The organism is Sphingomonas sp. M1A8_2b (genome assembly GCF_053345535.1).
On the sequence record NZ_JBKFAH010000002.1, the window covers coordinates 1 to 21,924 of the forward strand.

A 21,924-nucleotide genomic window follows, 5' to 3' on the forward strand; every position below is an offset into this window, starting at 1 on the left:
GCGCCGTGTCCATTATCTCGAACTGAACCGGTCGTTTGGTTTTCTGCTGAACCACGACGGCGCGGTCACGGACGCGCCCGCCGGAAACTACATCGCCGATCCGCACCCTGACCACGTCACAGCCGCGCAGCTTGCTATCGATGGCGAAGTCGAACAGCGCTCGGTCGCGCAGTCGCCTATGCTGATCGAGCCAGAAGCGAATGGCCCAGACCTGTTGCTGTTTCAGCGCCCGCTTCGCACCGATCAGCCGGCCTTCGTTCCAAGGCCGAAGTTCGTGAAAGGCGGGGTCCATTGACGAGTGACCCATCGATCATCTCCATTGGCCCAGATCGGTCAATCGAGTGTATGCAGGCGCAGTAAACCGGCGGTTTGGAAATGTGGTTGATCAGCCGTCGATGATGCTGAACGAGCTGTCGGTTTCGGGCGGCGGCTCGCAGTCTGTGTGCAGCCGGAAGTGGTTCAGAACCGCGGAGGCTGCTCCCGATCAAGAACGATCCAAGCGGTGCACATGCTGCCACACGTTGGAGATGACGACCGATCCTTCTCCGACCGAGGACGCCACACGTTTCACCGATCCGGCGCGGACGTCGCCGACGGCGAAGATGCCTGCGCAGGACGTGGCGAAAGGCGACAACGCGCCAGCCGCTTCGCCGGTGAGCACGAAGCCCTTGTCGTCGAGAGCGACCAGTTCGGAGAGCCAGCCCGTATTCGGTGCCGCGCCGACCATCACGAAGACGGCGCAGCTTGCCACGGTTCGATCGCCGTCTCCATTACGGATCGTCACCGCCTCGAGACTGTCCCCGCCATGCAATTCGACGGCATGGGCACCGTATTCGATGGTGATCGCGGGGTCTGCCTCAAGTCTGCTCGATAGATAATGGGACATGGACGAGGCCAGAGTCTCACCGCGCACCAGCAGGCGAACGTGCCGCGCCGTCCGGCTTAGGAACATCGCCGCCTGCCCGGCAGAATTACCACCGCCGATGACCAACACCTCCGTATCCCTGCAGAAGCGTGCCTCATTCTCGGTCGCTGCATAATAGACGCCGGTGCCCTCGAACTCGGCGAGGCGCGCGATCGGCAGGCGTCTGTACTGGACCCCGGTGGCTACCACCACGGAAGCGGCGCGAACGCGCCGGCCGTTGGCGAAGGTCGCACAGAAGGTGCCGTCGTCAAGCTTATCGAGGGTCTCGATGCGACGGGGCATAACGAAGCGCGTTCCGAATTTCATTGCCTGCACCTCGCCGCGCCACACGAGATCAGCACCTGAGATGCCGGTGGGGAAGCCCATATAATTCTCTATCCGGCTGGACGTGCCTGCCTGGCCACCGATCGCGGTCTCGTCGACCACCAGCGCGCGCAACCCTTCGGCTCCCGCATAGACGCCGGCTGACACGCCGGCGGGGCCGGCTCCGACGATGAGCACGTCGAAAGCCTCGTCTTCGGGAACGTCCTGATCGAGTCCGAGCAGCCGTGCTACCTTTTCCGGCGTTGGATCGCTCACCACCAGGTCGCGGCCGAACACCACGACGGGCTCTTGTGGCGCAGTTCCGCAACTGCTGGCGACGTGGGCGGCCTCAGCGCTGCCGAGCGGGTAGAAACGGTAGGCAGGCGGTTGCGCGCGGCGAACTCGGCGACCTTTCTGACGGCCTTGTCCTCCTCTTCGCCAACCAGCACCAGCATGCCGTCGCCCGCATCCAACTGCCGCCGACGGCGTGCCGCCAAGACGGTGATGACTATGTCCGACATCTCCGGTATGGCCGCCATCAGACGAAGCATATCGGATCGCGGGACTTCAACGACGGTCGTATCGCTCGCTGCTCGCATCGGTAGCGACCATGTGCCGCCCGACAGGAGCGATATCTCGCTCATGAATTGGGTGGGCCGCAGCGTTGAAGGCACCAGTCGATCGCCCGTGAACGGGTTGACGACCTCGATCTCCCCTCCTTCTAAATAAAAAAAGCGGTCGGCCGGAGCGCCGATCTCGGCCAGCATCGTTCCCTTACGATAGGTTTTGCGTGTCCCCGCGGCCCGGATCGCGGCAATATGCGCAGGCTGCAGCGGAACCCTCTGCATTTCCCGCAGATCACGGCCGATCGTTTCCATGAGCGCTGTCCCCTCTACGCAGCAACACTAGCCCGGCGAACGCTTTGACGGCAATCGCCAGGCGAACGGCCCCGGTCGGCATCTGATAGGCGTCCGCCATCGCGATCGCCAAATGAACAGATGTCCGCCTCTGGGAGCCGCCAATAGGGCCGCGAGCGACCGGATATGGGGCCCCTTGACCAAGTCGGCGCCATGCGACTAACTGAAGCGAAAAGTGTACGCGAGCGTGGCGGACAGCACCAGTGCGCCCGCGAGGGCCAGCGGGGCAAACAGGCCGATGTGCGACAGCAGATATGCGCCGATCGCGGCGCCGGCTAAGACCGCTGTGACCGCTCCTGTCCGTCGCTGCCAGTTCGGGTCATTTCCTCCCGCAATGCGGGAATCGGCACCGAGCCCGGTCAGCGTCAGTGTGAGCACGGTGGTTGTCAGATCGGCGACCTTCAACTGACGGATGGTCGCGTTGCGATAGCCCATGGCGAGGCCAGTCAGCGCAATGATCGCGAACAGCCGGGGCTCTGGCGATTGCGTCGCGACGTCGAAGCCGATCGCGACGGCGGCGGCGAGCCAGAGTAAGATCGTCTCGATGATCGCCGAGGTGATCAGCCAGAGCCGCTCCGTTGTGTGCGTGGCGCGTTGGCCGATCCGTCCGGCGATGGTGGCACCGATCATGAAGCTGGCGAGCGCCACCACGAACGGTGCGACCTTGAATCCCGGCGCGCCCGACGCAGCGAAACCGAGGAACACGATGTTGCCGGTCATGTTCGCGGTGAACACCTTGCCGAGGCCGAGCACGCTGGCTGCATCGACAAGACCGGTCGTGGCGGACAGCAGCAGCATCAAGGGCACGCGGGGATCGCGGGGTGGGGGTGGATCGGTTGCCATCGGGGGGAGTCCTTCAGAAACGGAAATTGGCTTCGGTGCCGAACATCGCGATCGTTCGCGCCATGCCCGTGTCGCTGATGAACCGGCCCGCCGCGAAGGCGGAGAGTGAGGTCGAGAGTTCGAGGTCTGGCGTCGCCTGCCAGGCCAGCGTCGCTTCCGCTTCCTTGCCGATGAAGCGCGCGCGGGAGGTGCCGGCCGCGCGGATCAGCGTGCCGGGGATGTCGTACACGCCGTCGCTGCGGGAATAGCGCCAATAGGCCATTGCCGCGAGGCTGGCGGACACGGTCTTACCGAGTGCCGCCGCGACGCGCGGGTTGACGCTGATGATGTTGTAGGGGCCGACCGGGGACAGTTCGCCGAAATACTTGCCCTTGGGGAACAGCGCGTTGAACGTGCCGAGCCGGTTGTTGCGCGGATGCGAATCGCCGCTGACGATGTTGACGCGCAGCACCGCATCGGGTGCGAGTTTTGCGTTCGGGAAACGATGGCCGAGTTCGGTGCCGAGCGTCCAGGCCGCGATCGATCCGCCAGCGAAGCGGCCGAACTGCGCGACGCCCTCGACGTTCCAATGCCAGTCGGCCGCCGTGCCAAACGTGCGTGCGCCTATGCTGTGGCGACGTTCACGACCGGTGCGCGTGCCGAACCGCGCGGCGCTGTTGCTATAGCCGAGGTAATACAAGTCGAGACCGGGCCGCGTCGCATACACGCCCCAAAGCGATTTTGTTCGCGACGGGCGATCGTCGAGCGTGCCGAGACCGGGCTGAACCGGCCTGACCGCGAGCAGGCTGACGGTGGCGCCTTTGACGGTTGCGAGCGCGCGAAACCCGTCGAACGCGAGCGGGACGTTAGGGCCGTAACGTGTGCCGACCAGCCGCTCGGTGCCGAGCGACAGCATCTGGCGACCGGCGCGGACGGTGACGCCGGTGCCGTCGAACGGTCCTGTTTCGGCATCGCCCAGCCGTACGTCGATGAACCCCTGGAGCAGGTCGACGCGGGTCTGGTCGATCGGTCCCGCGGACGGCGCGACCCCGACGGCATAGGCGGCGATCGGCTGGACGAAACCGCGGAGGCGGCCGACATGGAGATGGGCATAGGGCATCGCCCGCATCCACAGATAGCCGTCGTCGGGCGCATCGCCGCCGCCCCACAAATTCGCGCGATACGCCTCGTTGCGCAGGCGGACTTCCATTCCGGTGGTAAGATAGTCGTCGCCACCGAACGTGATGTATTTGAACGGCTCGGTCCAGCGGCTGGTGCGCGTGGCCGGATCGGCGAGCGTCGACCAGTCCTCGTCGTAGCGCGTGGTGGTGAGCGTCGGCGGCTGCCACGCCTCACGCTCCTGCGCCGCCGCCGGGGTGGCGGTCAGCACGAGGAACAGACTCCATTTAAGCACGTCGCGCCCGGTCGAGCAGTGCGACGAGCACAAAGCCGCCGATCAGCCCGAGATGCTCGAAGAACGCGTTGGTCGCCATGAACCGGGCGGGACCGGCGGGCATTACCCAGAACGCATTCGCAGTGATCGCCGCTAGCAGCGTGAAGGCGCCCAGCATTCCCGCGCCCAGCCAGACGAACCTGCCCGTCAGGATCAGGATCGGACCGATCAGCTCGACCGCGATCGTCAGCGCCGCCCAGACCGCAGCCGGATGCAGCCCGAAATGCGCCTGCTCCACGACCGCCGCCGGCCAGTCGTCGAGCTTGACGATCCCGCCGAGGAGATAGGCGCTGACCAGCGCGAGGCGGGCAAGTGGAGCTGTCCAGCGCCAGTCGAGGATCGCGTCGACGAAACGGGGGGCGGGGGTCTGCATCGGCCTAGCGCGCCGCGCCGCCGTGGATCTCGGCGATATAGCCGCCGGGGAAGCGCACGATCGCAGCCTGCCGATCGCTATCGGTCTGCGCTGGGACGAGGACCTCCGCACCGACGGCGGTCGCCTTGACTAGGGTCGCGCCGAGGTCGGCGACCTCGTAGCCGGTGGTGTCGCGGCCATAGGGCCAGGGGAGCTGGCCGTCCGAGACGATGACGACCATCTTGCCGTAGCCCGATGTGATGCGGATGCGGCGATAGGTCTTGCCGGGCTGGCCAATCGCGGCGCCCGGTGCGGCCTTGTGGTCGGACACGATCCGGCCTTTCGAGAAGCCGAGCCAGCTCTTCACGAACGCATCGGCGGCGTCCGCAGTGAGATAGATGCGGTTCTCCGGCACCGTCGCGAGCGCGGCATAATGCGGTGTGGCGGTATGCCAATAGAGCTGCATGGTCACGCCGCCCGGCCACTGCACCAGCGCATCGCGGCCGATCGGATCGGGAAATGTCGTCACCAGCCGGGTCGCTCCATGCCCCACTGCGGCAGCTACGGCGGCATCCAGATCGCGCACCAGATAGCCGGTGCGCTCCTGCCCGAACGGGTAGGGAATGGGTGTCTTGAAGCCGAACACCGACACCGTACCGGCGGGCGTCAGGATCAGTTGCGACATCGTCTGGCTGTTCGTCGGCGTGACCTGGAACACGCCCTGCTTGCTGGTCGTACCGCCGAACGTCGCGACGAAGCTCGCGACGAACCGGTCGAAATCCTCCGACGCGACATAGACATGCGTGGTGTCGTATTGCGCGCCGACCGCGTACCCGGCAGCGGGCGCGTCCCGGGCGAGCGATGGTATCGACGGCGCCGCACCGATCAGCGCGGCGGCGAACAGCATGGCGAAACGCTTCATCGTCTTTCTCCCCTTCATGATCAGACCGCCCAGCAGCCGCAGCCGAACGCACCCCAGAAGCTCTGCACGTCGGCGACCGGCAGCTCGCGGCCGAGGGCTGCGGCATGGTCGTGGCCGTGAACCGAGCACCCGCTCGCGCAACCGCACGCGGCGGCGAGCTTGGCGGAGGCCTCGGGCGTGCGGTGGTAGCCGCCGAACGTCGCGACCGGGGACCAATCCGGCATCGGTTTGGGCAGCGATGGCGCGAGCGGGGCATAGTCGCCCTCGCCGAACACCACTTTGCCGCCGAGCAACGTCAGGACCGAGCGGAGATGCGGGATGTCGCTTTCGGGGACGGTCAGATAATCGCCCGACAGCACCGCGAGATCGGCGAGCTGCCCCGCCTTAATCCGCCCCTTCTTGCCGACCTCGTTCGAGAACCAGGTGTTCTCGTGAGTCCACATCGCCAGCGCCTTCTCGCGGCTGACGCGGTTGGGGCCCGGATACAGGCTGAGCCCGCCGACGGTCCGCCCGGTCACCAGCCAGTTGAGCGACACCCACGGATTGTAGCTCGCGACGCGCGTCGCATCGGTACCCGCGCCGACGTGAATCCCGGCCGCGAGCATCTTGGCGATCGGCGGCGTGCGCTCGGCTGCCTTGGCGCCGTGGCGTTCGACGAAAAACTCGCCCTGATATGCCATGCGATGCTGCACCGCTATGCCGCCACCGAGCGCTGCGATCCGGTCGATGTTGCGATCGCTGATCGTCTCGGCGTGATCGAAGAACCAGTTGATTCCGTCGAACGGAATATCCTTGGCGACTTTCTCGTACACGTCGAGCGCGCGGCCGATCGTCTGGTCGTAGGTCGCGTGCAGCCGCCACGGCCATTTATGCTCCGCAAGCAACCGGATGACGGGTTCGAGATCGCCTTCCATGCTTGGCGGCATGTCGGGGCGCTCGACGCGAAAATCCTCGAAGTCGGCGGCAGAATAGACCAGCATCTCGCCCGCGCCGTTGTGGCGATAGGTGTCGTCGCCCTGGCCTGGCGTGACCTGCTTCACCCAGCCCTTGAAGTCGGCGAGTTCCTCCTTCGGCTTCTGTGTGAAGAGGTTGTAGCTGATGCGCAGCGTAAGCTGGTCGTCGGCATGCAGCTTCTCGATGATCTCGTAATCGTCGGGATAGTTCTGGAACCCGCCGCCTGCATCGATCACGCCGGTGACGCCGAGCGAATTCATCTCGCGCATGAAGTGGCGGGTGGAGTTCAGCTGGTATTCGGGCGGGAGCTTGGGCCCCTTGGCGAGCGTCGAATACAGGATAGTCGCGTTGGGATGCGCGAGCAGCAGCCCGGTCGGGTTGCCCGCGGCATCGCGGACGATCTCGCCGCCCGGCGGGTTCGGCGTGTCCTTGCCGTAGCCGACAACGCGCAACGCCGCCGCATTAAGCAGCGCGCGGTCGTACAGGTGCAGGATGAACACCGGCGTATCGGGCGCGACCGCGTTCAGTTCGGCGATCGTCGGCAGGCGCTTTTCGGCGAACTGGTGCTCGGTGAAGCCACCGACGACGCGCACCCATTGCGGGGCGGGGGTGTTGTCGACCTGCCGCTTGAGCATCGCCATCGCGTCGGCGAGGCTCGGCACGCCGTCCCAGCGGAGTTCGAGGTTATAGTTCAGGCCGCCGCGGATGATGTGCATGTGGCTGTCGATCAGGCCGGGAATGATCCGCCGTCCGCCCGCGTCGATCACGGTCGCGTGCGGCGCGGCGGCGCGCACCTCCTGCTCGGAACCCACCGCGAGGAACGTGCCGTCGCGGATCGCCACGGCCTCCGCCTCGGGGTTCTCGCGGTCGAGCGTCGTCACCTTCGCGTTGACGAGGATCAGGTCGGACATGGTCGGTCTCCGGTTGCCGGCTAGCAGCGGGGCCAGCGTCGACGCTGCCCCGCCGAGGATGGTCGTGCGGCGGTCAATCACGCCGCATCGTCGTGATCGTGGCCGGGCAGCATCCCGAACACGTGGTCGGTGCAGGCCGCCCGGATCGCGGCGGCCTTGTCACGGCTCGCCCACAGGCTTTTCGCGAGCGGCACCGCCTGCTCGCCGAGCAATATCCCGGCGAGCCCGATCAGCGCGATCGTCGGCGGGGCCGGCGACCGGACCTTCAGCAGCGCATAGATCACGCCGACGAACAGGCCGGCGGCGAGCGAGATCAGGTACGGCCGCACGCGATCAATGCCCGCCTTCGAATGCGCCGAACATCGTCTTCGCGTAGGTGATGCCGAGCCCGTACGCGCCCGCATATTTCCGCGCGACGCCGGTGACCGCATCGTAGGTTTCGGTCCGCGCCCAGTCGCGCTGCAACTCGAGCAGATACTGGACCGACGTCATCGGCACCGCGCCCAGCTGGATCATCCGCTGCACCGCGCGCTCATGCGCCTCGACCGAGACATCGCCGCACGCATCGCTGATGAAATAGGCCTCGAAGCCCTGGTCGATCGCGGACGCGACGGGGCCGACGATGCAGACGCCGGTCCACAGCCCCGCGAACACGATCCGGGTCTTGCCGATGCGGTTGACCTCCTCGATCACCGAAGCGTCTTCCCAGGTATTCATCGAGGAGCGGTCGAGCAGCGGCTCGCCGGGCAACGCGTCGGTGATCTCGCTGAACATCGGCCCTGAAAAGCTGTCGACCGCGACCGTCGTCAGGATCGTCGGCACGTCGAACACCGCCGCGGCATGGCTGATGAGCGCGGCATTGTTGCGCAGCAATTCGGTCGCGATCGACTTCGTCGCGAACGCCATCTGCGATTGGAAATCGATCAGCACGAGCGTGTGATCGGTCGGCGAGATCAGCGATGCGCCGGGCGCAGCGGTGGCGGTGATGGTCATGATAGTCTCCCGTTGGAAAAAGGTCGGTCAGCGCGCCTGCCAAGTGCGGCGCCAGATCAGCGGGGTCGTACCGACCACGCGGCGGAACAGCCGGGTCAGGTGCGCCTGGTCGGTGAGCCCGCAGGCGTAGGCGATGTGGCTGAGCGTATCGTCGGTGTGCAGCATCAGCGTCTGCGCGCGGCGGATGCGCTGGCGGATCAGGAACGCGTGCGGCGTCTCGCCCGTTGTCACCTTGAACGCGCGACAGAAATGCCCGGTGCTGAGCCGGGCGACATCGGCAAGCGCAGCCACGCCGATCGTCGAGCCGAGATACGCATCGATATGCTGGACGACGTTGCGCAACTGCCACGCGGCAAGCCCGCCCTTGACCGTCTTGGCCTTCGCAAGCGCGCCGCTGGTGGTCGCGGCGTCGTCGGCGAATAAAGCTGCGAGCCGCTCCAGATAATGCCGCGCGACCTGCGGATTGTGATCGAGCGTGCTGACCGCGTTCGCGACCAGGCTGGCCGCCACCGTCGGCACGAACCCGCGCGGCAGTGCGGTCGCGGGAGGAAGAGTTTGCAGCATCGCCTGAGTCTCCGTCGCAGTCTGTACGAAGGAGCATAAGCGAGGCGGATCGATCGCCTGCGCCCCGGCCGGGGTGGCATGTGCCCCCTCTTTAGGGGCGGGTGAGGTTGCCCCGAATCAGAGCGTTATGATCCCGCGCTTGGCGGCGATCGTCACCGCGTGCGTGCGATCCGACGCGCCGAGTTTCGCGAAGATCAGCTTCATATGGCCTTTCACCGTCTCCTCCGAGACAGCCAGTTTGGCGGCGATCTGCTTGTTCGAATTGCCCGACGCCGCGAGCGACAGCACTCCAATCTCACGCTCGGTCAGCGCATCCTCGATGACGTGGAAGGCGATGCTCGACGCCACCTGCGCGCTCAGATGCTTGCCGCCCGCGTGGACCGAGCGGATCGTGTCGAGCAGTTCCTTGCGCAGCGTGTTCTTCAGCAGATAGCCCGCCGCCCCCGCGCGCAAAGCCCGCAACGCCTGCGCATCGCCCGAATAGGTGGTCAACACGACGATCCGCGCGTGCGGCCAGTTGCTCCGCATCGCCGCGATCGTGTCGACGCCGCCGATCCCCGGCATCTGCAGATCCATGAGGACGATGTCGGGCAGGTGCGTCGGGTACAGCGCCAGCGCCTGTTCGCCGGACTCGGCCTCCGCGACGACCGCCAGATCCTCCTGCGTCTCGATCACCGCCTTCACGCCTTCGCGGAGGAAAGGATGATCGTCGACGATCATGATCCGGATCCGGGGGGAAGGCGGCAAGGGTGACTCTTGGGCAGGCGGGGGAGAGAGTGTGGACCCTGCGCCGCGACTGGTGGAGATGGCAAGCGGCGGCTGCATCAGCGCGCGGCAAGCCGGTCGAAGCCGGCGCGGAAAACCTCGACCACCGTCTCGAACCGCCCCGCGCCGACGCAGAACACCCAGCGCGACAGCGTGCCGGTTGCGCTGTCAGGCAGCGCATCGAACAGCCCAGCGAGCATCGCGTCGGGCGTGCCGGCCAGGCCGTCCGGATCGAGGCCGCTATCGAGCAGGCTCGGCGCGAACGCCGCCGAGACCGCCTCGATCCGGATCGCCTCGCGCGCCGCGCTTGCCACCGCCTGCCGCATTGCCGCGGGCGCCCAGGCCGCGGGATCGCCGAGTCCGATCGCGAGCACGGTGTTCGCGTGGATCGGTCGCGCGGGGGCGGACAAGGTCAGCACGTCGCCGCTCTCCGCGCGGAAGAGTCCGTCGGCGCGCAACCGGGTGATCGCGCCGCCCAGGGCCGCGTCGAGATTGCCCAATCCGCCGCCGGGGCGTGTCCGGCCGATCTCATGCGTGAAGACGCCGGCGCTGGCGACCATCGCCTCGACGCTCACTGCATCACGCGGCGCGACGTCGATGCGGACTCCCCGCCACACGCCTATCGTCGCCGCGTCGTCGCTCCGACCGTCCATCGGCGGCATCCTGTTCTCCCGTCGATCCGGTGCGGACCTATGTCATTGATATCACGAGGGTGGTGCAGGATCATGGACAGGGCTGACCCGATTTGGACAATCGTGACATTTGCGTCCGTGCGTCTCGGTCAGTACAACGACCAAACATCGCATGACCTGAGGCGGTGCAATCAAGCCTTGCATTTGTTCGTTCCGCTAGCGCAACGTTGATCATCATCAGCTCTGCTTGGGTATCTTCCGCGTGATCGCGCAAACCATCCTTCTACGCTTCGCGCGCGGCAGAGCGATTGCCCGTAACCTGTGGCGCATCCTGTTCGGCATCCTGTGCTGCTTCATGGTGACTGGCAGCGCCGCCGCGCTCGATCCGACGCGGAGCATCGCGCAGATGCGACATTCGCGCTGGACGCTGGGCGACGGCGCGCCCGGCAACATCCGCGCGATCGCGCAAGGCCGCGACGGCTATCTCTGGCTCGGCACCGCGACCGGTGTCTACCGGTTCGACGGGATCGTCTTCGAGCGAATCGTGCCGGTCGATCAGGATCCCCGTCGCTCGCCCCAGGTCACGGCATTGCTTGCGGCGCGCAACGGCGACATCTGGGTCGGCTACGATTTCGGCGGCGTCGCGGTGTTTCGCGGTGGCGTCCTCAAAGGCGCGAACCCGGCGCCGGCCGTTGGTGGCGTCAATCGTATCGTCGAAGGGCGCGACGGCGCGATCTGGGTCGCGGTGGAATCGAAGGGCCAACTCCTCCTCAGCCGAGTGTCGCAAGGGCTCTGGTCGCGGTTCGGCCCCGGGCAGGGCGTGCCGGACACGGCCGCCGCCGATATCGTGAGCACGTCCGACGGCATCTATCTATCGACGCATCCGACCATGCTGCGGCTGAAGCCCGGCGACACGCGGTTTACGGACGCCGGCATACCCGCCGACAGCTACACCGCGCTCGCAGAAAGTCCCGGCGGGCGCCTCTGGCTATGGGCCAGCGGGCAGGTCCGGCCGGTGACGAATACGGGGCCCCGGTATCGCACCGGACCCGTCACAACGCCCTATGTGTTTCCCAGGCCCGCGTTCGATCATGACGGCAATCTCTGGCTGCTGGGTCAGGATGCAGGGCTGGGACGGCTGTCGGCCGGATTACTTGGACGGCCCGATCACCTCGGCGCCGTCGAGATGTTTACTGAGCGGCAGGGCCTGACGGCATCACTGACGCTGTCGATGCTGGAGGACCGCGAGGGCAATATCTGGGTCGGGACTGAGTCCGGCCTCGACCGCTTCTCGCCGAGCAACATCGTCCAGCCGGTGCGGAACGAGGCACTCGTTTCGGGTTTCGCGGGACGTCCCGGCGGGAGCATCTTCATCGCCGGGCTGTCGGGCGTGTACCGGATCGGCGGCGACGGCAAACCCGTGCTGATCTTCCCGAAGGCGGACATCGGCGTGCTGTGCGGGGATGGTCGTCGCGAGCTGGTTGTCAGCATGCAGGGCAAATGGATGCTCGACATCGACCGATCGGGAAAGCTCGCCAAGGCCACGCCGATCCGCGGCCCGTTGTCCACGACCTGTGCGATCGACGCGAAGGGCGACTTCTGGACCGGGATGGACCGGGTCTACCGCGTCGTCGGCGATAGTTTGGAGCACATCGGGGGCGCTGCGGGTACGACCGGCCCCACCGTGACCCGCATCCGCAGCGATGGCGCGGGCGGGGTCGTGTTCGCGCGCGTGGGGAAGGGCTATTCGCGTCTGAGCGGCGGCGTCGAGACCTCGCTGTGGCGGAGCGCGGATCATGTCATCGGCAGCACGCGGACGATGGTGCCCAGCCGCGGCGGCCTGCTGATCGTCGCCAACCAGGGGCTGGCGCGCTATTACGGTCGCCGGCTGGAATCGCTGACCGACCGATCCTACCCATTTCTGGCGGGCCTGACCGGACTGCTCCAGACGCCCGACGGCTCGACCTGGGTGATCGGGGCGAGCGGGATCGTCCGGATGGCGACCGCCGGGCTCGACGCGGCGTTCGCGCATCCCGGTACGTCGATCCCGTTCGAGCGGTTTGGCTATCAGGAGGATTTCCGCGGCCGCTCGAATTTGGTCGAGGCCAACGACATCGCGCAGGATGCCGCGGGGCGGCTGTGGTTCGCGACCAACAAGGGGTTGGCAATGATCGACCCGCATCATCTGTCGCGAAACCGATTGCCGCCGACCGTCCAGATCCGCTCGCTCGATGCCGGCGGTGCGGCGCAAACCCCCGGTAACCAGCCGATCGCGTTTGCCGCCGGCACCGATCATGTCCGGATCGCCTACACCGCGCTCAGCCTCACCAACGCGACCGCCAACCGCTTCCGCTACCGGATCGAGGGGGTCGATCGCGACTGGATCGACGCCGGTGATGCGCGCGAGGCGCTGTACACCAACCTCGGCCCGGGTTCGTATCGGTTCCAGGTGATCGCCGCCAACAATGACGGGGTCTGGAACCGCGAGGGCGCCGCGCTGACGTTCACGATCGCACCGCACTTCTACCAGACGTATGCGTTCATGGCGCTGTGCGTCGCGGTCGTGCTGCTCCTGATATGGCTGCTCTATCGCCGTCGCGTTCGCGCTATCGCCGAGCGTACGCGGGGGCGGTTCGAGGTGCAGCTGGCGGAGCGCGAGCGGATCGCCCGCGAGTTGCACGACACGCTGCTGCAAGGGTTCCAGGGGCTGATGCTGCGCTTCCAGTCGGTGGTCGAACTGCTGCCGCGTGGCGATCGCGCGCGCACAAGCCTCGAGACCGTATTGGAGCGCGCCGACGACGTCCTGCTCGACGGCCGCGACCGGGTCCGATCGTTGCGCGAAAACATGGAGCCGGTAGCGTTGCCCGCGCTGCTGACCGCGATCGCCGAGGACATCGTCGCGCCGCCGCTGACCTGGAGCGTCGAGACGGACGGCGTCCAGCAACCGGTGTGCGCGCCGGTCGCGGACGAGATCGCGCAGATCGTCCGCGAAGCGCTTGCCAACGCCGTGCGTCACGCCGGCGCGAACCGCCTGGTCGTCGCGATCCGATCGACTGCCGACAAGCTCGTCGTCAGCGTGTCGGACGACGGTATCGGCTTGCCGTCGGACGTCCGCGAGGCGGGGCACCGACCCGGCCATTACGGGCTGGTCGGCATGCGCGAACGCGCCGTTTCGATGGGTGGGACGCTGGCGATGCACGCCGACACCGGGACCGAGGTAAAAGTCACGATCCCGGCGCGCGTCGCCTATCGCTGAGCGCGATCAGCCCTTCACGAATGCGAGCAGGTCCGGGTTGATGACGTCGGCGTGCGTCGTCAGCATGCCGTGCGGATAGCCCTTGTATACCTTCAGCGTGGCGTCCTTCAGCAGCTTGGCCTGCAGCACCGCGGCGTTTTCGTACGGCACGATCTGGTCGTCGTCGCCCTGCAGGACGAGCGTCGGCACGGTGATCGCCTTCAGGTCCGCAGTCTGGTCGGTTTCCGAGAACGCCTTGATGCCCTCGTAATGCGCTAGCGCGCTGCCCATCATGCCCTGGCGCCACCAATTCTGGACGATGCCCGGCGAGACCTTCTCGCTCGGCCGGTTGAAGCCGTAGAACGGTCCCGACGCGACATCGAGAAAGAACTGCGCACGGTTCTCGGCCAGCGCCTTGCGGAACCCGTCGAACACCGACATCGGCAGCCCGCCCGGATTGCTCGCGGTCTTGAGCATCATCGGCGGCACAGCGCTGACGAGTACGGCCTTGGCGACGCGACCCTGGGGCTGGCCGAACTTGGCGATATAGCGCGCAACTTCGCCGCCGCCGGTCGAGTGACCGATATGGACCGCATTGCGCAGGTCGAGATGCTCGGCGACCGCGGAGGCATCGGCGGCGTAATGGTCCATGTCGTTGCCGGTATCGGAGTGCGACGAACGGCCATGCCCGCGGCGGTCATGCGCGACGACGCGGTAGCCGTTAGCGAGGAAGAACAGCATCTGCGTGTCCCAATCGTCCGACGACAGCGGCCAGCCATGATGGAACACGATCGGCTGGGCGGCCTTCGGACCCCAGTCCTTGTAGAAGATGTCGACGCCGTCCTTGGTCTTGATGAATCCGCTGCTCATTCTCGGTACTCCGTCTGGGAGGGGAAGGGGGGAGGCGAACGCGGCGGTCGGCAGCAGGCTCGCCGCAGTGGCAGTCGCGGCGCCGATGACGACGGCTCGCCGGGAGATTTCGCGCATCAAGTCTGGCATCGGAATATCCTGGTTATCTCCGGTCATGGCACCGCAGCTATTGCGCGGCGGCGGCCTCTTCGATCAGCGCGGCGACGGCCTTCGGGTTCGACGTCATCACGACATGCGAGGCGCCCGCGACGACGACGGTCTTCTTCGACCCCGCGCGTTTCGCCATGAACGCCTGCACGCCGGGCGGGACGTTCAGGTCCGCGCTGCCGTAGATGAACCAGGACGGGATCGTCTTCCACGACGGCGTCGCCGCCTTCTCGTTCAGTGCGGCCTCGGCGACCGGGCGCTGCGTCGCGGCCATCAGCGCGGCCTGTGCGGCTGGCACGTCCGCGGCGAACTGGTGCGCGAACTTGTCGCGCTGGATGTAGAGATCTTTGGTCCCGTCGGGCAGCACGACCGGTGGCGCCAGCGCGGCGCCCAGCGTGGCGCCGGGAAACTTGCCGGTCAGCTCTATCGCACTCTCGCCGGTATCCGGCGCGAACGCCGCGACATAGACCAGCGCCTTGACGTTGCCGGCGTGCGCCGCCGCTTCGGTGATGACGGGCCCGCCATAGGAATGCCCGACCAGCACCACCGGCGTCGTAACCGCGTTGACCACGCCGGCGACCGACGCGGCATCGCTCGCCACGCCGCGCAACGGGTTCGACGCGGCGATCACGGTATAGCCGTCCGCGCGGAGCTGCTCGATTACCCCGTTCCACGACCCGGACTCCGCAAATGCGCCATGGACGAGCACGATCGTCGGCCGCGGCTTGTGCTGGGCGTCGGCCCCGGCCAGCGGGGCCAGCATCGTCGTGACCGTCGCAAGGCAGGCGATCCAGATTTTCATGTACGTAGCTCCCAGTGACAGGCGTCCGTTCGTCAATGCGCGCCGATCCTTGACCATTATTGTCGAACCGAAACGAAATTTGCGGATAACCGACATATTCTGCCGCGGGTGACGGCCGCCGCCGGGGCATCCGAAAATCGCGCTGCTATGCTGGCCCCGATACTTACGGGACGGAGCGAGCATGAGCGGACGTCGAATGGGGCCGGGACGGCTGGAGGCTTTCACCGACGTGCGCGGCTCGCACGTGATTATTTCCCGGCATGCTGGCGCGCGACTGGGGGCGGATCATCTTCATCTCGAGTGAATCGGCCGTGCTGATACCGTCCGATATGATTCACTACGGTATGACCAAGACTGCGCAGCTCGCCATTTCGCGCGGTCTCGCGGCGCTGACTAAAGGCACCAGCGTCACGGTCAATACGGTGATGCCGGGCACCACGCAGTCCGAGGGTATCGTGAGCTTCCTGAAGAGCGTGGCAAGCGATGCCTCACAATCGGACGCCCAGATCGAACGCGAATTCTTCAGCCGGGACCGCCGGACCTCGCTAATCCAGCGGATTATCGAGCCGGGGGAGGTCGCCAGCATGGTCGCCTATGTTGCAAGCACGCTGGCTGCGGCGACCAACGGCGCCGCGTTGCGCGTCGATGGCGGGATCACGCCATCGATCGTGTAGCGAAGACCTGGCCCATCTAACTTAGTTCCGCGCGCATCAGAGTAGTTTCTTGTTTGCAGAATATGAACGAATGGCACAAGTTGGGCGCTGCCTGAGTACGTGCGAACGTCCGGGTTTGGGTCCTATCAGCCCCTCGCTGCCGGACAGTTCCGCCCATTAATGGACGCTCAGGCTAACAACACGGGGCGCCGAAAAAGGCCATTCGTTCAGCATGATCGTTCCCGGCTCTCCATGTGCGAGGGGAAATCGCGAAGGAACAGCCGTAAAAAACGATATTGTGCCGCCAGTAATATGGTATGTTGATCCGTAGAGGAGCCGATCTATGGATATGCTGTTCGTTTCGACGTTCTTTGTTGCGGTACTCATTGTATTAGCTCACCGAGCGAACGCGCGCTTCCGAAGCGAAAAGTACCTTCCCATGCAGTGGGGCATTAACGGAGCAGTAAACTGGTCGGCGCCCCGCCATGTTGCGCTTGCCTTCTTGCCAATTTTAGCGACTGGCGTACTTGGCTTTCAGGTTTTCATGTCATTGAATGTTCCGGCCCGGTCCGGTCAGGAAGGTCTGCCATTTCCTGTATTGGTCGGCACCGGCGCAACGTTTGTTGCGGTTCAGCTTCTTCATTTCTGGTTGATCGGTAGGACTCTCCGGCGGAAAGTCGAGTAGTTCTTACGCGTTGGAACGAACGGCTCTCCAATCAGCCATCGTCTTCCAGAAGCATCGTGGTGCTGCGCCACGTCGACTATCGCCACCCGCCTTACCGTAAGCGGACAGGCCGTTATCCTGCCCGATCACGACATTCGCGAGCGGATAGCCGGGCTCCAAATCGGACATTCGCAAAGATGAACCAGCGTCCGAAGTTGGGAAGCGGGGGAAGGGGCGTGAGCGTCCGCTTCTGGGTCGTCCAGCCGCCAGTTGCTTGTGCAATTAGGGCAGCACGGCTGGTTTGGCGGAGCCTCCGTATCGACGGAGCGGATGGCTGGCGCGATCAGCGAATCTATCGCATTGCGCGGTTGACATGACAGGTTACTCCACAGCGGGCATCGCGCCACTGCTCGCGATGGCGACAGCGGCGCTGGCTGCGCCGCTCGCGGTCCATACGCCTGCTCCCGGAAGCCCGGAACGCACCGCGATCGTCAAGACGCTCCACGCTGGCGACGATAGCGCGCAATCGCGTTTCACCTTCCGCGCGTTTCGCGTCCTTTCGGCGGGCCCGGGTGCGATTGCCTATGTTCGCGGCGCAGGCCCGGTCGGCACCTTCCAGGCCATCCTAAAGCGCGACGGCCGGGCTGGATGGCGCAAAATATGGGGCGATGGCGATGGCGGCAGCAGCAGCTGCGAAGTCGGCGCGCGGCATTATGCCTGGGCCTTGCAACTTCTGCGTACCTACACGGCCAACCCCGATACGATTTTTCCGGGCATCGTGGCGCGGACCGGGGAATTGCGACGCATGGCGAAAGCGAGGCCCGACGTGCAATGCGTCGGTGATTTAGACGGCGGCCCCAGCTGATCGCGGGACATTGGCCCTGTTTAGCCCAACTTGCCCATGTTGCCGGCGTGGGGATCTGCTAACAGGAACAACGCGTTAGGAACCCGTACCAGCCTTGGCTTGGAGGCAGGGCACGCAAGAAAAACGAGCGCCCGATGTCGGCCATGAAACGAGCGCCTGTAGCTGCGGACGCGCCTGAAACCTGATCAGACGAAACCGCCATTGGCGCGGATCGTCTGACCATTGACCCAGCCACCATCGAGGCTGGCTAGAAATGCCACGACCGACGCTATGTCGTCCGGCTGGCCAAGCCGCTTCAGCGGATTGGCGTCGATCATCGATTGCACCACGGCCTCCGACTTGCCGTTCATGAACAGGGCCGTTGCCGTCGGCCCAGGCGCGACCGCGTTCACGGTAATGCCACGCATGCCCAGTTCCTTGGCGAGGATACTCGTCATGGCCTCGACCGCAGCCTTCGTCGCGGTGTAGACGCCGTACCGGGGAAGTAGCACGCCGACGACGCTGGTCGAGAAGCTGATGATCCGACCTCCATCGCGCAAGCGACGCGCACCTTCTCGCATCCCGCGGAAGACGCCAGCGATATTGACGGCAAGCTGGTGATCGAAATCGGCGTCGCTGACGTCGGCAATCGGCGCGAAGATGGCCACACCCGCATTGTTGACCAGGATATCGAGCCCGCCGAATGTGCGTTCCGCAGCGTCGAACAGCGATGGTATCCCGCCCGGCGTGCTGACATCTGCCTGTACCGCGATCGCTTCGCCGCCTGACGCGGCGATCTCGGTCACAACGTCCTGAGCATCCTCGTGACCGCGCGCGTAGTTTACGATCACGGCCATGCCGTCGGCCGCAAGGCGCTTCGCGATGGCAGCGCCGATGCCCTTCGATCCCCCGGTAACCAGTGCAACTTTACGTTCCGTCATGATCCGTCTCCTTCTGAGACGGGTATGTAGACGTTCGTGGGGCCGGGATAATCGGTCAGGTCTTGCCAAGTCCATTCGGATATGGCGAACAATGGGCATGGATCGCCTCGAAGCCATGCGGCTGCTCGTACGGGTCGTCGAACGTCGCAGTTTCACGGCGGCGGCAACCGATCTCGATATGTCGCGCTCGACTGCGACGGAGGGCATCAAGCAGCTGGAAGCCCAGTTGGGCGTGCGCCTGCTGGAACGCACGACACGGATCGTGAGCCCGACGCTCGATGGCGACGCCTATTATCGTCGCTGCATCGCGATACTGGCCGATATCGAAGAGGCGGAGGGCGCGTTTCAGGATGCCGAGCCGCGTGGGCTGCTTCGGATCGACGTCCATGCGATGATCGCGCGGCGGTTCTTGATCCCGCACATTCCCGCGTTCCTTGACCGTTACCCGCGGATCGATCTTCATATCGGCGAAGGGGATCGCCTCGTCGATCTCGTGCGCGAAGGCGTGGATTGCGTCATCCGTGCAGGCGAGCCAACTGAAAGCGGCTTGATCATGCGTCGTGTTGCCACGCTGAACGAGATGACGTGCGCGAGTCCGGCATATCTCGCGCGCCACGGCGTCCCAGCGACACCCGCCGATCTCCAAGGTCATCGAATGATCGGCTATCTGTCATCGCGAACCGGCGAGATCATCCCCCTGGAGTTTACGGTCGAGGGCCGGCTCGACTACGTCACCTTGCCCAGCCGCGTTACGGTCGGCGGTGCCGATGCGATGGGGGAGCTTGCCCGGCTGGGCATGGGGCTTATCCAGGCCCCGCGTTATCGCTTCGTCGACGATTTTGCCGCTGGCACGTTGACCGAGGTGCTGGCCGACTATCCACCTTCGCCGACGCCGCTCGTGGCGCTCTATCCGCAGAACCGACAGCTCTCACCGCGTGTCCGGGTTTTTCTTGATTGGGCTATAGGCATTTTCGCATCGGTCGATCTTTAAGAATAGGTGCCACCACGGTTCTGCGCGGTATCCGATGTCGCGATTGATCGGCGCCAATTAACACGAATGGGCGGCAAGCTGTTGGAGGCTATATGCGCCCTGTTTAAGTGCAAATGTTAACGAGTGTCGGAAGTTGGGAGGCGGGGAAGGCGGCGTAAATGACCGGAACTGGGTCCTCGCGGCTGAGCAGTAGTCAGGATGTTGAAGTCTGATCTGCCGCCGATGCGAGGGCTTTTTGCTTGAGAGCGGAGGACGTTGCCTCGGGCACGCGCGGATCGCAGGTGATCAGCCCTCGAGCACGATCCCGAACCGGTTAATCACATTGCCGTTCCCGCGCCAACTGAGGACCAGGCGCGCATCGCGTTGCGGTCCGTGGAAGTCGATGAGGCCGGGTCTATGCCGCCGGCGGTTCCGCGCTAGGGCCGCCGATTGATCTCGTGGGGCCGTCAGGAGCGTGTCGAAGGCGACGGTTCCGAACTCGACTCGGATGCCGATAAGCGCATCTAGGGCCACGTTCGACAGCGGTGCCGCTCGAATGCCTCTGCGGAGCAATTCCCCCGGCTGCTGAGCGACGTAGAGGCCCGCCCCCGGAGCGAGGTTCTGGTCTAGGAGGGCGTTGCGTAGCGCTTGATCGTCCATTGTGCGACGGCCTAGCAGGCGATCGCGCCCGTGCGTGGCGATCCTACCGTAATAGAGCCCTGCGAGGAGCTTGATGAACCATAGCTCCAGTGCGTCCCCGCTGATCAGGTGGTAGGCGATCCTGCCCGGACTGCGCTGATTGAACACGTACTGGGGACCTTCAACCAGGGCGCGAAAGGCTCGGAATGCCAAAGTGTCCAGCGGTTCGAGAGCGCTGTTGTGACGCGTGCAGAGTATCTTAGCGACCAGGGCGGAACTGCTGACCTGGAGCTGTTCGCCATCGGCTTGCCAAGGCAATCCCCTGACGGAGAGACCGTCGAACTCGTCGAGTATCACGCGCGAGATATAGTGTTCTCGACTGATCTTGTTGGAACAGTCGAAGCTGCTTTTCAGGTAGCATCGGTCTTCCGCGTGTCCCGTCAAGGGTGAAGGCGGGCGGGTGCTCGGAACTGCGAGGTGTGGTAGTCGCCTCACCGCGACCTTGCAGCATCCGTCAAAGGCGGCGCCGCTGCCGCACGGGCAGCGATCGGCATCACCCCAAGGATTTTGGTACGCTTCCGGGGAGAGCCTGACCATTGAGTTGCCTATTTGGGAGCGTGCAGCTGGTGCGGCGTACCAGCTTGGCAGGGGAGGCGCGAGCCGACATGAATGAATGGCAGGAGTTGGGAAGCCGGATTGTGATTGCGAATGTCGCCTTGTGGGTCTGCCGGAAGCTGTGGGCAGGTGCCTTCGCCCACGATCCCATTGTGAGTCTTAACGCCTCCGATCGGTGCGGCAGTAAGTGGCGGCAAATGTTGGCATGACTGGTATCACCCGGTAAGCAACCGTTGATCCTTACGCTGGCGTCGCTTCCACTGCACGGCATAGCGCTAACATATCTGTTTGCGTACGGCGCGCTCAGTTCCGCCGAGGAGAGGACGATGCGTAACCTATGGGCGATAGCGATAACCGCCAAGCTGACCGGGTTCGACCGCAAGTTCCAATGTTTGATCGACAAGGCTTATGAATACGAACCGATCTCCAGTAAGATTGCGAAGGTCGGCAAGACGGCGGCGGGCGGCAAGTGATCGAGCCGGCTGGGTCGGCGATCGATCGCCTTGTTCCGGAGTTGCAGGCTGGCGGGTTCAAACGCGTGAAATCGTCGAACTATCAGGAGGAATTCACGCGAGGCGATTTGACGATCGCCTATTCCTGCGGGCGGTACGGAGAGGAGTTCATGTGCTTTGTCACCGACGCCGATCAGTTCCGGTTTCAGATGAGCTCTTACTTGGAGATCGTCGATCCTCCCGCTGCGGCACAATCCCAAGCCCTCGGACGTGAGAGCGATGTCGATCAGCTGGACTTCCACCATACCAATTATGCCGCGATCTCGCATGGTTATTATCTGACGATGCAGGCGCTGCTTTCTCGTTTCCTGAAAAACTGGCCCAGGGGAAAAAGCACCGTCGACGGTGAGGCGAAAGAGCGGATGACGCAACGCGACCAGGAGGTACTCGCGTCCTTCGGTCTGTCGAGAGAACAAACCTACCTCTAGCCGCGGGGCTCACCCGGCAGTCAGCGCTGTCATGCGGCAATGGCAAATCAGCCCTCTACAACGGTTATCGCGGGCATTAATGCATGCCCGA

Annotated in this window: 23 protein-coding genes and 1 pseudogene; 7 read left to right on the forward strand and 17 right to left on the reverse strand. The window is 65.0% G+C overall.

What is annotated here, in order from left to right; all coding sequences use genetic code 11:
• From ACLBWL_RS08425 to ACLBWL_RS08485, 13 genes and pseudogenes are all read right to left on the reverse strand, one after another.
• Positions 1–307 (reverse strand): annotated as a pseudogene (locus ACLBWL_RS08425) (integrase); the annotation flags it as partial.
• Between the two features lie 177 nt (positions 308–484).
• Positions 485–1,528 carry an NAD(P)/FAD-dependent oxidoreductase gene (locus tag ACLBWL_RS08430; protein WP_447792081.1) on the reverse strand — a complete coding sequence of 348 codons (1,044 nt, stop codon included), beginning with the start codon at positions 1,526–1,528 and terminating at the stop codon, positions 485–487.
• Complete coding sequence (locus tag ACLBWL_RS08435; protein WP_447792083.1) at positions 1,501–2,106, reverse strand: Crp/Fnr family transcriptional regulator; 606 nt, start codon at positions 2,104–2,106, stop codon at positions 1,501–1,503. The genes ACLBWL_RS08430 and ACLBWL_RS08435 overlap by 28 nt, the downstream gene beginning before the upstream one ends.
• Before the next feature lie 198 nt (positions 2,107–2,304).
• The gene (locus ACLBWL_RS08440; protein ID WP_447792085.1) at positions 2,305–2,943 is read right to left on the reverse strand and encodes a YoaK family protein; all 639 of its coding nucleotides are present in this window, start codon (positions 2,941–2,943) and stop codon (positions 2,305–2,307) included.
• Between the two features lie 58 nt (positions 2,944–3,001).
• Positions 3,002–4,381 carry an alginate export family protein gene (locus tag ACLBWL_RS08445; RefSeq protein ID WP_447792087.1) on the reverse strand — a complete coding sequence of 460 codons (1,380 nt, stop codon included), beginning with the start codon at positions 4,379–4,381 and terminating at the stop codon, positions 3,002–3,004.
• A complete protein-coding gene (locus tag ACLBWL_RS08450) occupies positions 4,374–4,793 on the reverse strand; it encodes a DoxX family protein (RefSeq protein ID WP_447792089.1) in 420 nt (139 codons plus the stop codon). Before ACLBWL_RS08450 ends, ACLBWL_RS08445 begins: the two co-directional genes overlap by 8 nt.
• A 4-nt stretch (positions 4,794–4,797) precedes the next feature.
• Positions 4,798–5,694 carry a glyoxalase gene (locus ACLBWL_RS08455; protein ID WP_447792091.1) on the reverse strand — a complete coding sequence of 299 codons (897 nt, stop codon included), beginning with the start codon at positions 5,692–5,694 and terminating at the stop codon, positions 4,798–4,800.
• Between the two features lie 20 nt (positions 5,695–5,714).
• On the reverse strand, positions 5,715–7,559 hold the full coding sequence (locus tag ACLBWL_RS08460) for an amidohydrolase (RefSeq protein ID WP_447793447.1): 1,845 nt from the start codon (positions 7,557–7,559) through the stop codon (positions 5,715–5,717).
• 77 nt (positions 7,560–7,636) lie between these two features.
• A complete protein-coding gene (locus tag ACLBWL_RS08465) occupies positions 7,637–7,888 on the reverse strand; it encodes a XapX domain-containing protein (RefSeq protein ID WP_447792093.1) in 252 nt (83 codons plus the stop codon).
• Positions 7,889–7,892: 4 nt separating this feature from the next.
• A complete protein-coding gene (locus ACLBWL_RS08470) occupies positions 7,893–8,552 on the reverse strand; it encodes a hydrolase (RefSeq protein ID WP_447792095.1) in 660 nt (219 codons plus the stop codon).
• A gap of 27 nt (positions 8,553–8,579) precedes the next feature.
• A complete protein-coding gene (locus ACLBWL_RS08475; RefSeq protein WP_447792097.1) occupies positions 8,580–9,116 on the reverse strand; it encodes a helix-turn-helix domain-containing protein in 537 nt (178 codons plus the stop codon).
• 117 nt (positions 9,117–9,233) lie between these two features.
• Entirely contained in the window at positions 9,234–9,836 is a 603-nt protein-coding gene (locus tag ACLBWL_RS08480; protein WP_447792098.1) for a response regulator, read from the reverse strand.
• A 104-nt stretch (positions 9,837–9,940) separates the two neighbouring features.
• On the reverse strand, positions 9,941–10,534 hold the full coding sequence (locus ACLBWL_RS08485; protein WP_447792100.1) for a M17 family peptidase N-terminal domain-containing protein: 594 nt from the start codon (positions 10,532–10,534) through the stop codon (positions 9,941–9,943).
• Between the two features lie 241 nt (positions 10,535–10,775).
• Here ACLBWL_RS08485 and ACLBWL_RS08490 point away from each other — a divergent pair, with 241 nt between their 5' ends.
• Positions 10,776–13,769 (forward strand): sensor histidine kinase, encoded by a 2,994-nt coding sequence (locus ACLBWL_RS08490; protein WP_447792102.1) that lies wholly within the window; start codon positions 10,776–10,778, stop codon positions 13,767–13,769.
• Between the two features lie 6 nt (positions 13,770–13,775).
• Here ACLBWL_RS08490 and ACLBWL_RS08495 read toward each other — a convergent pair whose 3' ends face one another.
• Both ACLBWL_RS08495 and ACLBWL_RS08500 read right to left on the reverse strand, forming a co-directional pair.
• Entirely contained in the window at positions 13,776–14,618 is an 843-nt protein-coding gene (locus tag ACLBWL_RS08495) for an alpha/beta fold hydrolase (protein ID WP_447793449.1), read from the reverse strand.
• A 166-nt stretch (positions 14,619–14,784) separates the two neighbouring features.
• Positions 14,785–15,567 (reverse strand): alpha/beta fold hydrolase, encoded by a 783-nt coding sequence (locus tag ACLBWL_RS08500; RefSeq protein ID WP_447792104.1) that lies wholly within the window; start codon positions 15,565–15,567, stop codon positions 14,785–14,787.
• Between the two features lie 260 nt (positions 15,568–15,827).
• On the opposite strand from ACLBWL_RS08500, the gene ACLBWL_RS08505 reads away from it, so the two are divergent.
• The 3 genes from ACLBWL_RS08505 to ACLBWL_RS08515 all read left to right on the forward strand — a co-directional run bounded on the left by ACLBWL_RS08505 (position 15,828) and on the right by ACLBWL_RS08515 (position 17,749).
• Entirely contained in the window at positions 15,828–16,241 is a 414-nt protein-coding gene (locus tag ACLBWL_RS08505) for an SDR family NAD(P)-dependent oxidoreductase (RefSeq protein WP_447792106.1), read from the forward strand.
• A 322-nt stretch (positions 16,242–16,563) separates the two neighbouring features.
• Positions 16,564–16,905 carry a hypothetical protein gene (locus ACLBWL_RS08510; RefSeq protein WP_447792108.1) on the forward strand — a complete coding sequence of 114 codons (342 nt, stop codon included), beginning with the start codon at positions 16,564–16,566 and terminating at the stop codon, positions 16,903–16,905.
• Between the two features lie 394 nt (positions 16,906–17,299).
• Positions 17,300–17,749: a hypothetical protein gene (locus ACLBWL_RS08515; protein ID WP_447792110.1), complete on the forward strand. Its 450-nt coding sequence runs from the start codon at positions 17,300–17,302 to the stop codon at positions 17,747–17,749.
• 185 nt (positions 17,750–17,934) lie between these two features.
• Here ACLBWL_RS08515 and ACLBWL_RS08520 read toward each other — a convergent pair whose 3' ends face one another.
• Positions 17,935–18,669, reverse strand: coding sequence for an SDR family oxidoreductase (locus tag ACLBWL_RS08520; protein ID WP_447792112.1), 735 nt, complete (start codon positions 18,667–18,669; stop codon positions 17,935–17,937).
• A 97-nt stretch (positions 18,670–18,766) separates the two neighbouring features.
• Here ACLBWL_RS08520 and ACLBWL_RS08525 point away from each other — a divergent pair, with 97 nt between their 5' ends.
• Entirely contained in the window at positions 18,767–19,660 is an 894-nt protein-coding gene (locus ACLBWL_RS08525; protein ID WP_447792114.1) for a LysR family transcriptional regulator, read from the forward strand.
• 285 nt (positions 19,661–19,945) lie between these two features.
• Here ACLBWL_RS08525 and ACLBWL_RS08530 read toward each other — a convergent pair whose 3' ends face one another.
• Positions 19,946–20,635, reverse strand: coding sequence for a hypothetical protein (locus ACLBWL_RS08530; RefSeq protein WP_447792116.1), 690 nt, complete (start codon positions 20,633–20,635; stop codon positions 19,946–19,948).
• A 584-nt stretch (positions 20,636–21,219) separates the two neighbouring features.
• Here ACLBWL_RS08530 and ACLBWL_RS08535 point away from each other — a divergent pair.
• Positions 21,220–21,366 (forward strand): hypothetical protein, encoded by a 147-nt coding sequence (locus tag ACLBWL_RS08535; RefSeq protein WP_447792117.1) that lies wholly within the window; start codon positions 21,220–21,222, stop codon positions 21,364–21,366.
• On the forward strand, positions 21,363–21,833 hold the full coding sequence (locus tag ACLBWL_RS08540; RefSeq protein WP_447792119.1) for a hypothetical protein: 471 nt from the start codon (positions 21,363–21,365) through the stop codon (positions 21,831–21,833). The genes ACLBWL_RS08535 and ACLBWL_RS08540 overlap by 4 nt, the downstream gene beginning before the upstream one ends.
• The last annotated feature ends 91 nt before the right edge of the window (positions 21,834–21,924 follow it).

What these genes read in the sequence shown, in the direction of transcription:
- ACLBWL_RS08435 (WP_447792083.1), bottom strand. Translation starts at nt 2,106, where the DNA reads ATGGAAACGATCGGCCGTGATCTGCGGGAAATGCAGAGGGTTCCGCTG.
- ACLBWL_RS08440 (WP_447792085.1), bottom strand. Translation starts at nt 2,943, where the DNA reads ATGCTGCTGCTGTCCGCCACGACCGGTCTTGTCGATGCAGCCAGCGTG.
- ACLBWL_RS08450 (WP_447792089.1), bottom strand. Translation starts at nt 4,793, where the DNA reads ATGCAGACCCCCGCCCCCCGTTTCGTCGACGCGATCCTCGACTGGCGC.
- ACLBWL_RS08455 (WP_447792091.1), bottom strand. Translation starts at nt 5,694, where the DNA reads ATGAAGCGTTTCGCCATGCTGTTCGCCGCCGCGCTGATCGGTGCGGCG.
- ACLBWL_RS08460 (WP_447793447.1), bottom strand. Translation starts at nt 7,559, where the DNA reads ATGTCCGACCTGATCCTCGTCAACGCGAAGGTGACGACGCTCGACCGC.
- ACLBWL_RS08470 (WP_447792095.1), bottom strand. Translation starts at nt 8,552, where the DNA reads ATGACCATCACCGCCACCGCTGCGCCCGGCGCATCGCTGATCTCGCCG.
- ACLBWL_RS08475 (WP_447792097.1), bottom strand. Translation starts at nt 9,116, where the DNA reads ATGCTGCAAACTCTTCCTCCCGCGACCGCACTGCCGCGCGGGTTCGTG.
- ACLBWL_RS08480 (WP_447792098.1), bottom strand. Translation starts at nt 9,836, where the DNA reads ATGATCGTCGACGATCATCCTTTCCTCCGCGAAGGCGTGAAGGCGGTG.
- ACLBWL_RS08485 (WP_447792100.1), bottom strand. Translation starts at nt 10,534, where the DNA reads ATGGACGGTCGGAGCGACGACGCGGCGACGATAGGCGTGTGGCGGGGA.
- ACLBWL_RS08495 (WP_447793449.1), bottom strand. Translation starts at nt 14,618, where the DNA reads ATGAGCAGCGGATTCATCAAGACCAAGGACGGCGTCGACATCTTCTAC.
- ACLBWL_RS08500 (WP_447792104.1), bottom strand. Translation starts at nt 15,567, where the DNA reads ATGAAAATCTGGATCGCCTGCCTTGCGACGGTCACGACGATGCTGGCC.
- ACLBWL_RS08505 (WP_447792106.1), top strand. Translation starts at nt 15,828, where the DNA reads ATGCTGGCGCGCGACTGGGGGCGGATCATCTTCATCTCGAGTGAATCG.
- ACLBWL_RS08510 (WP_447792108.1), top strand. Translation starts at nt 16,564, where the DNA reads ATGGATATGCTGTTCGTTTCGACGTTCTTTGTTGCGGTACTCATTGTA.
- ACLBWL_RS08515 (WP_447792110.1), top strand. Translation starts at nt 17,300, where the DNA reads ATGGCGACAGCGGCGCTGGCTGCGCCGCTCGCGGTCCATACGCCTGCT.
- ACLBWL_RS08520 (WP_447792112.1), bottom strand. Translation starts at nt 18,669, where the DNA reads ATGACGGAACGTAAAGTTGCACTGGTTACCGGGGGATCGAAGGGCATC.
- ACLBWL_RS08525 (WP_447792114.1), top strand. Translation starts at nt 18,767, where the DNA reads ATGGATCGCCTCGAAGCCATGCGGCTGCTCGTACGGGTCGTCGAACGT.
- ACLBWL_RS08535 (WP_447792117.1), top strand. Translation starts at nt 21,220, where the DNA reads ATGCGTAACCTATGGGCGATAGCGATAACCGCCAAGCTGACCGGGTTC.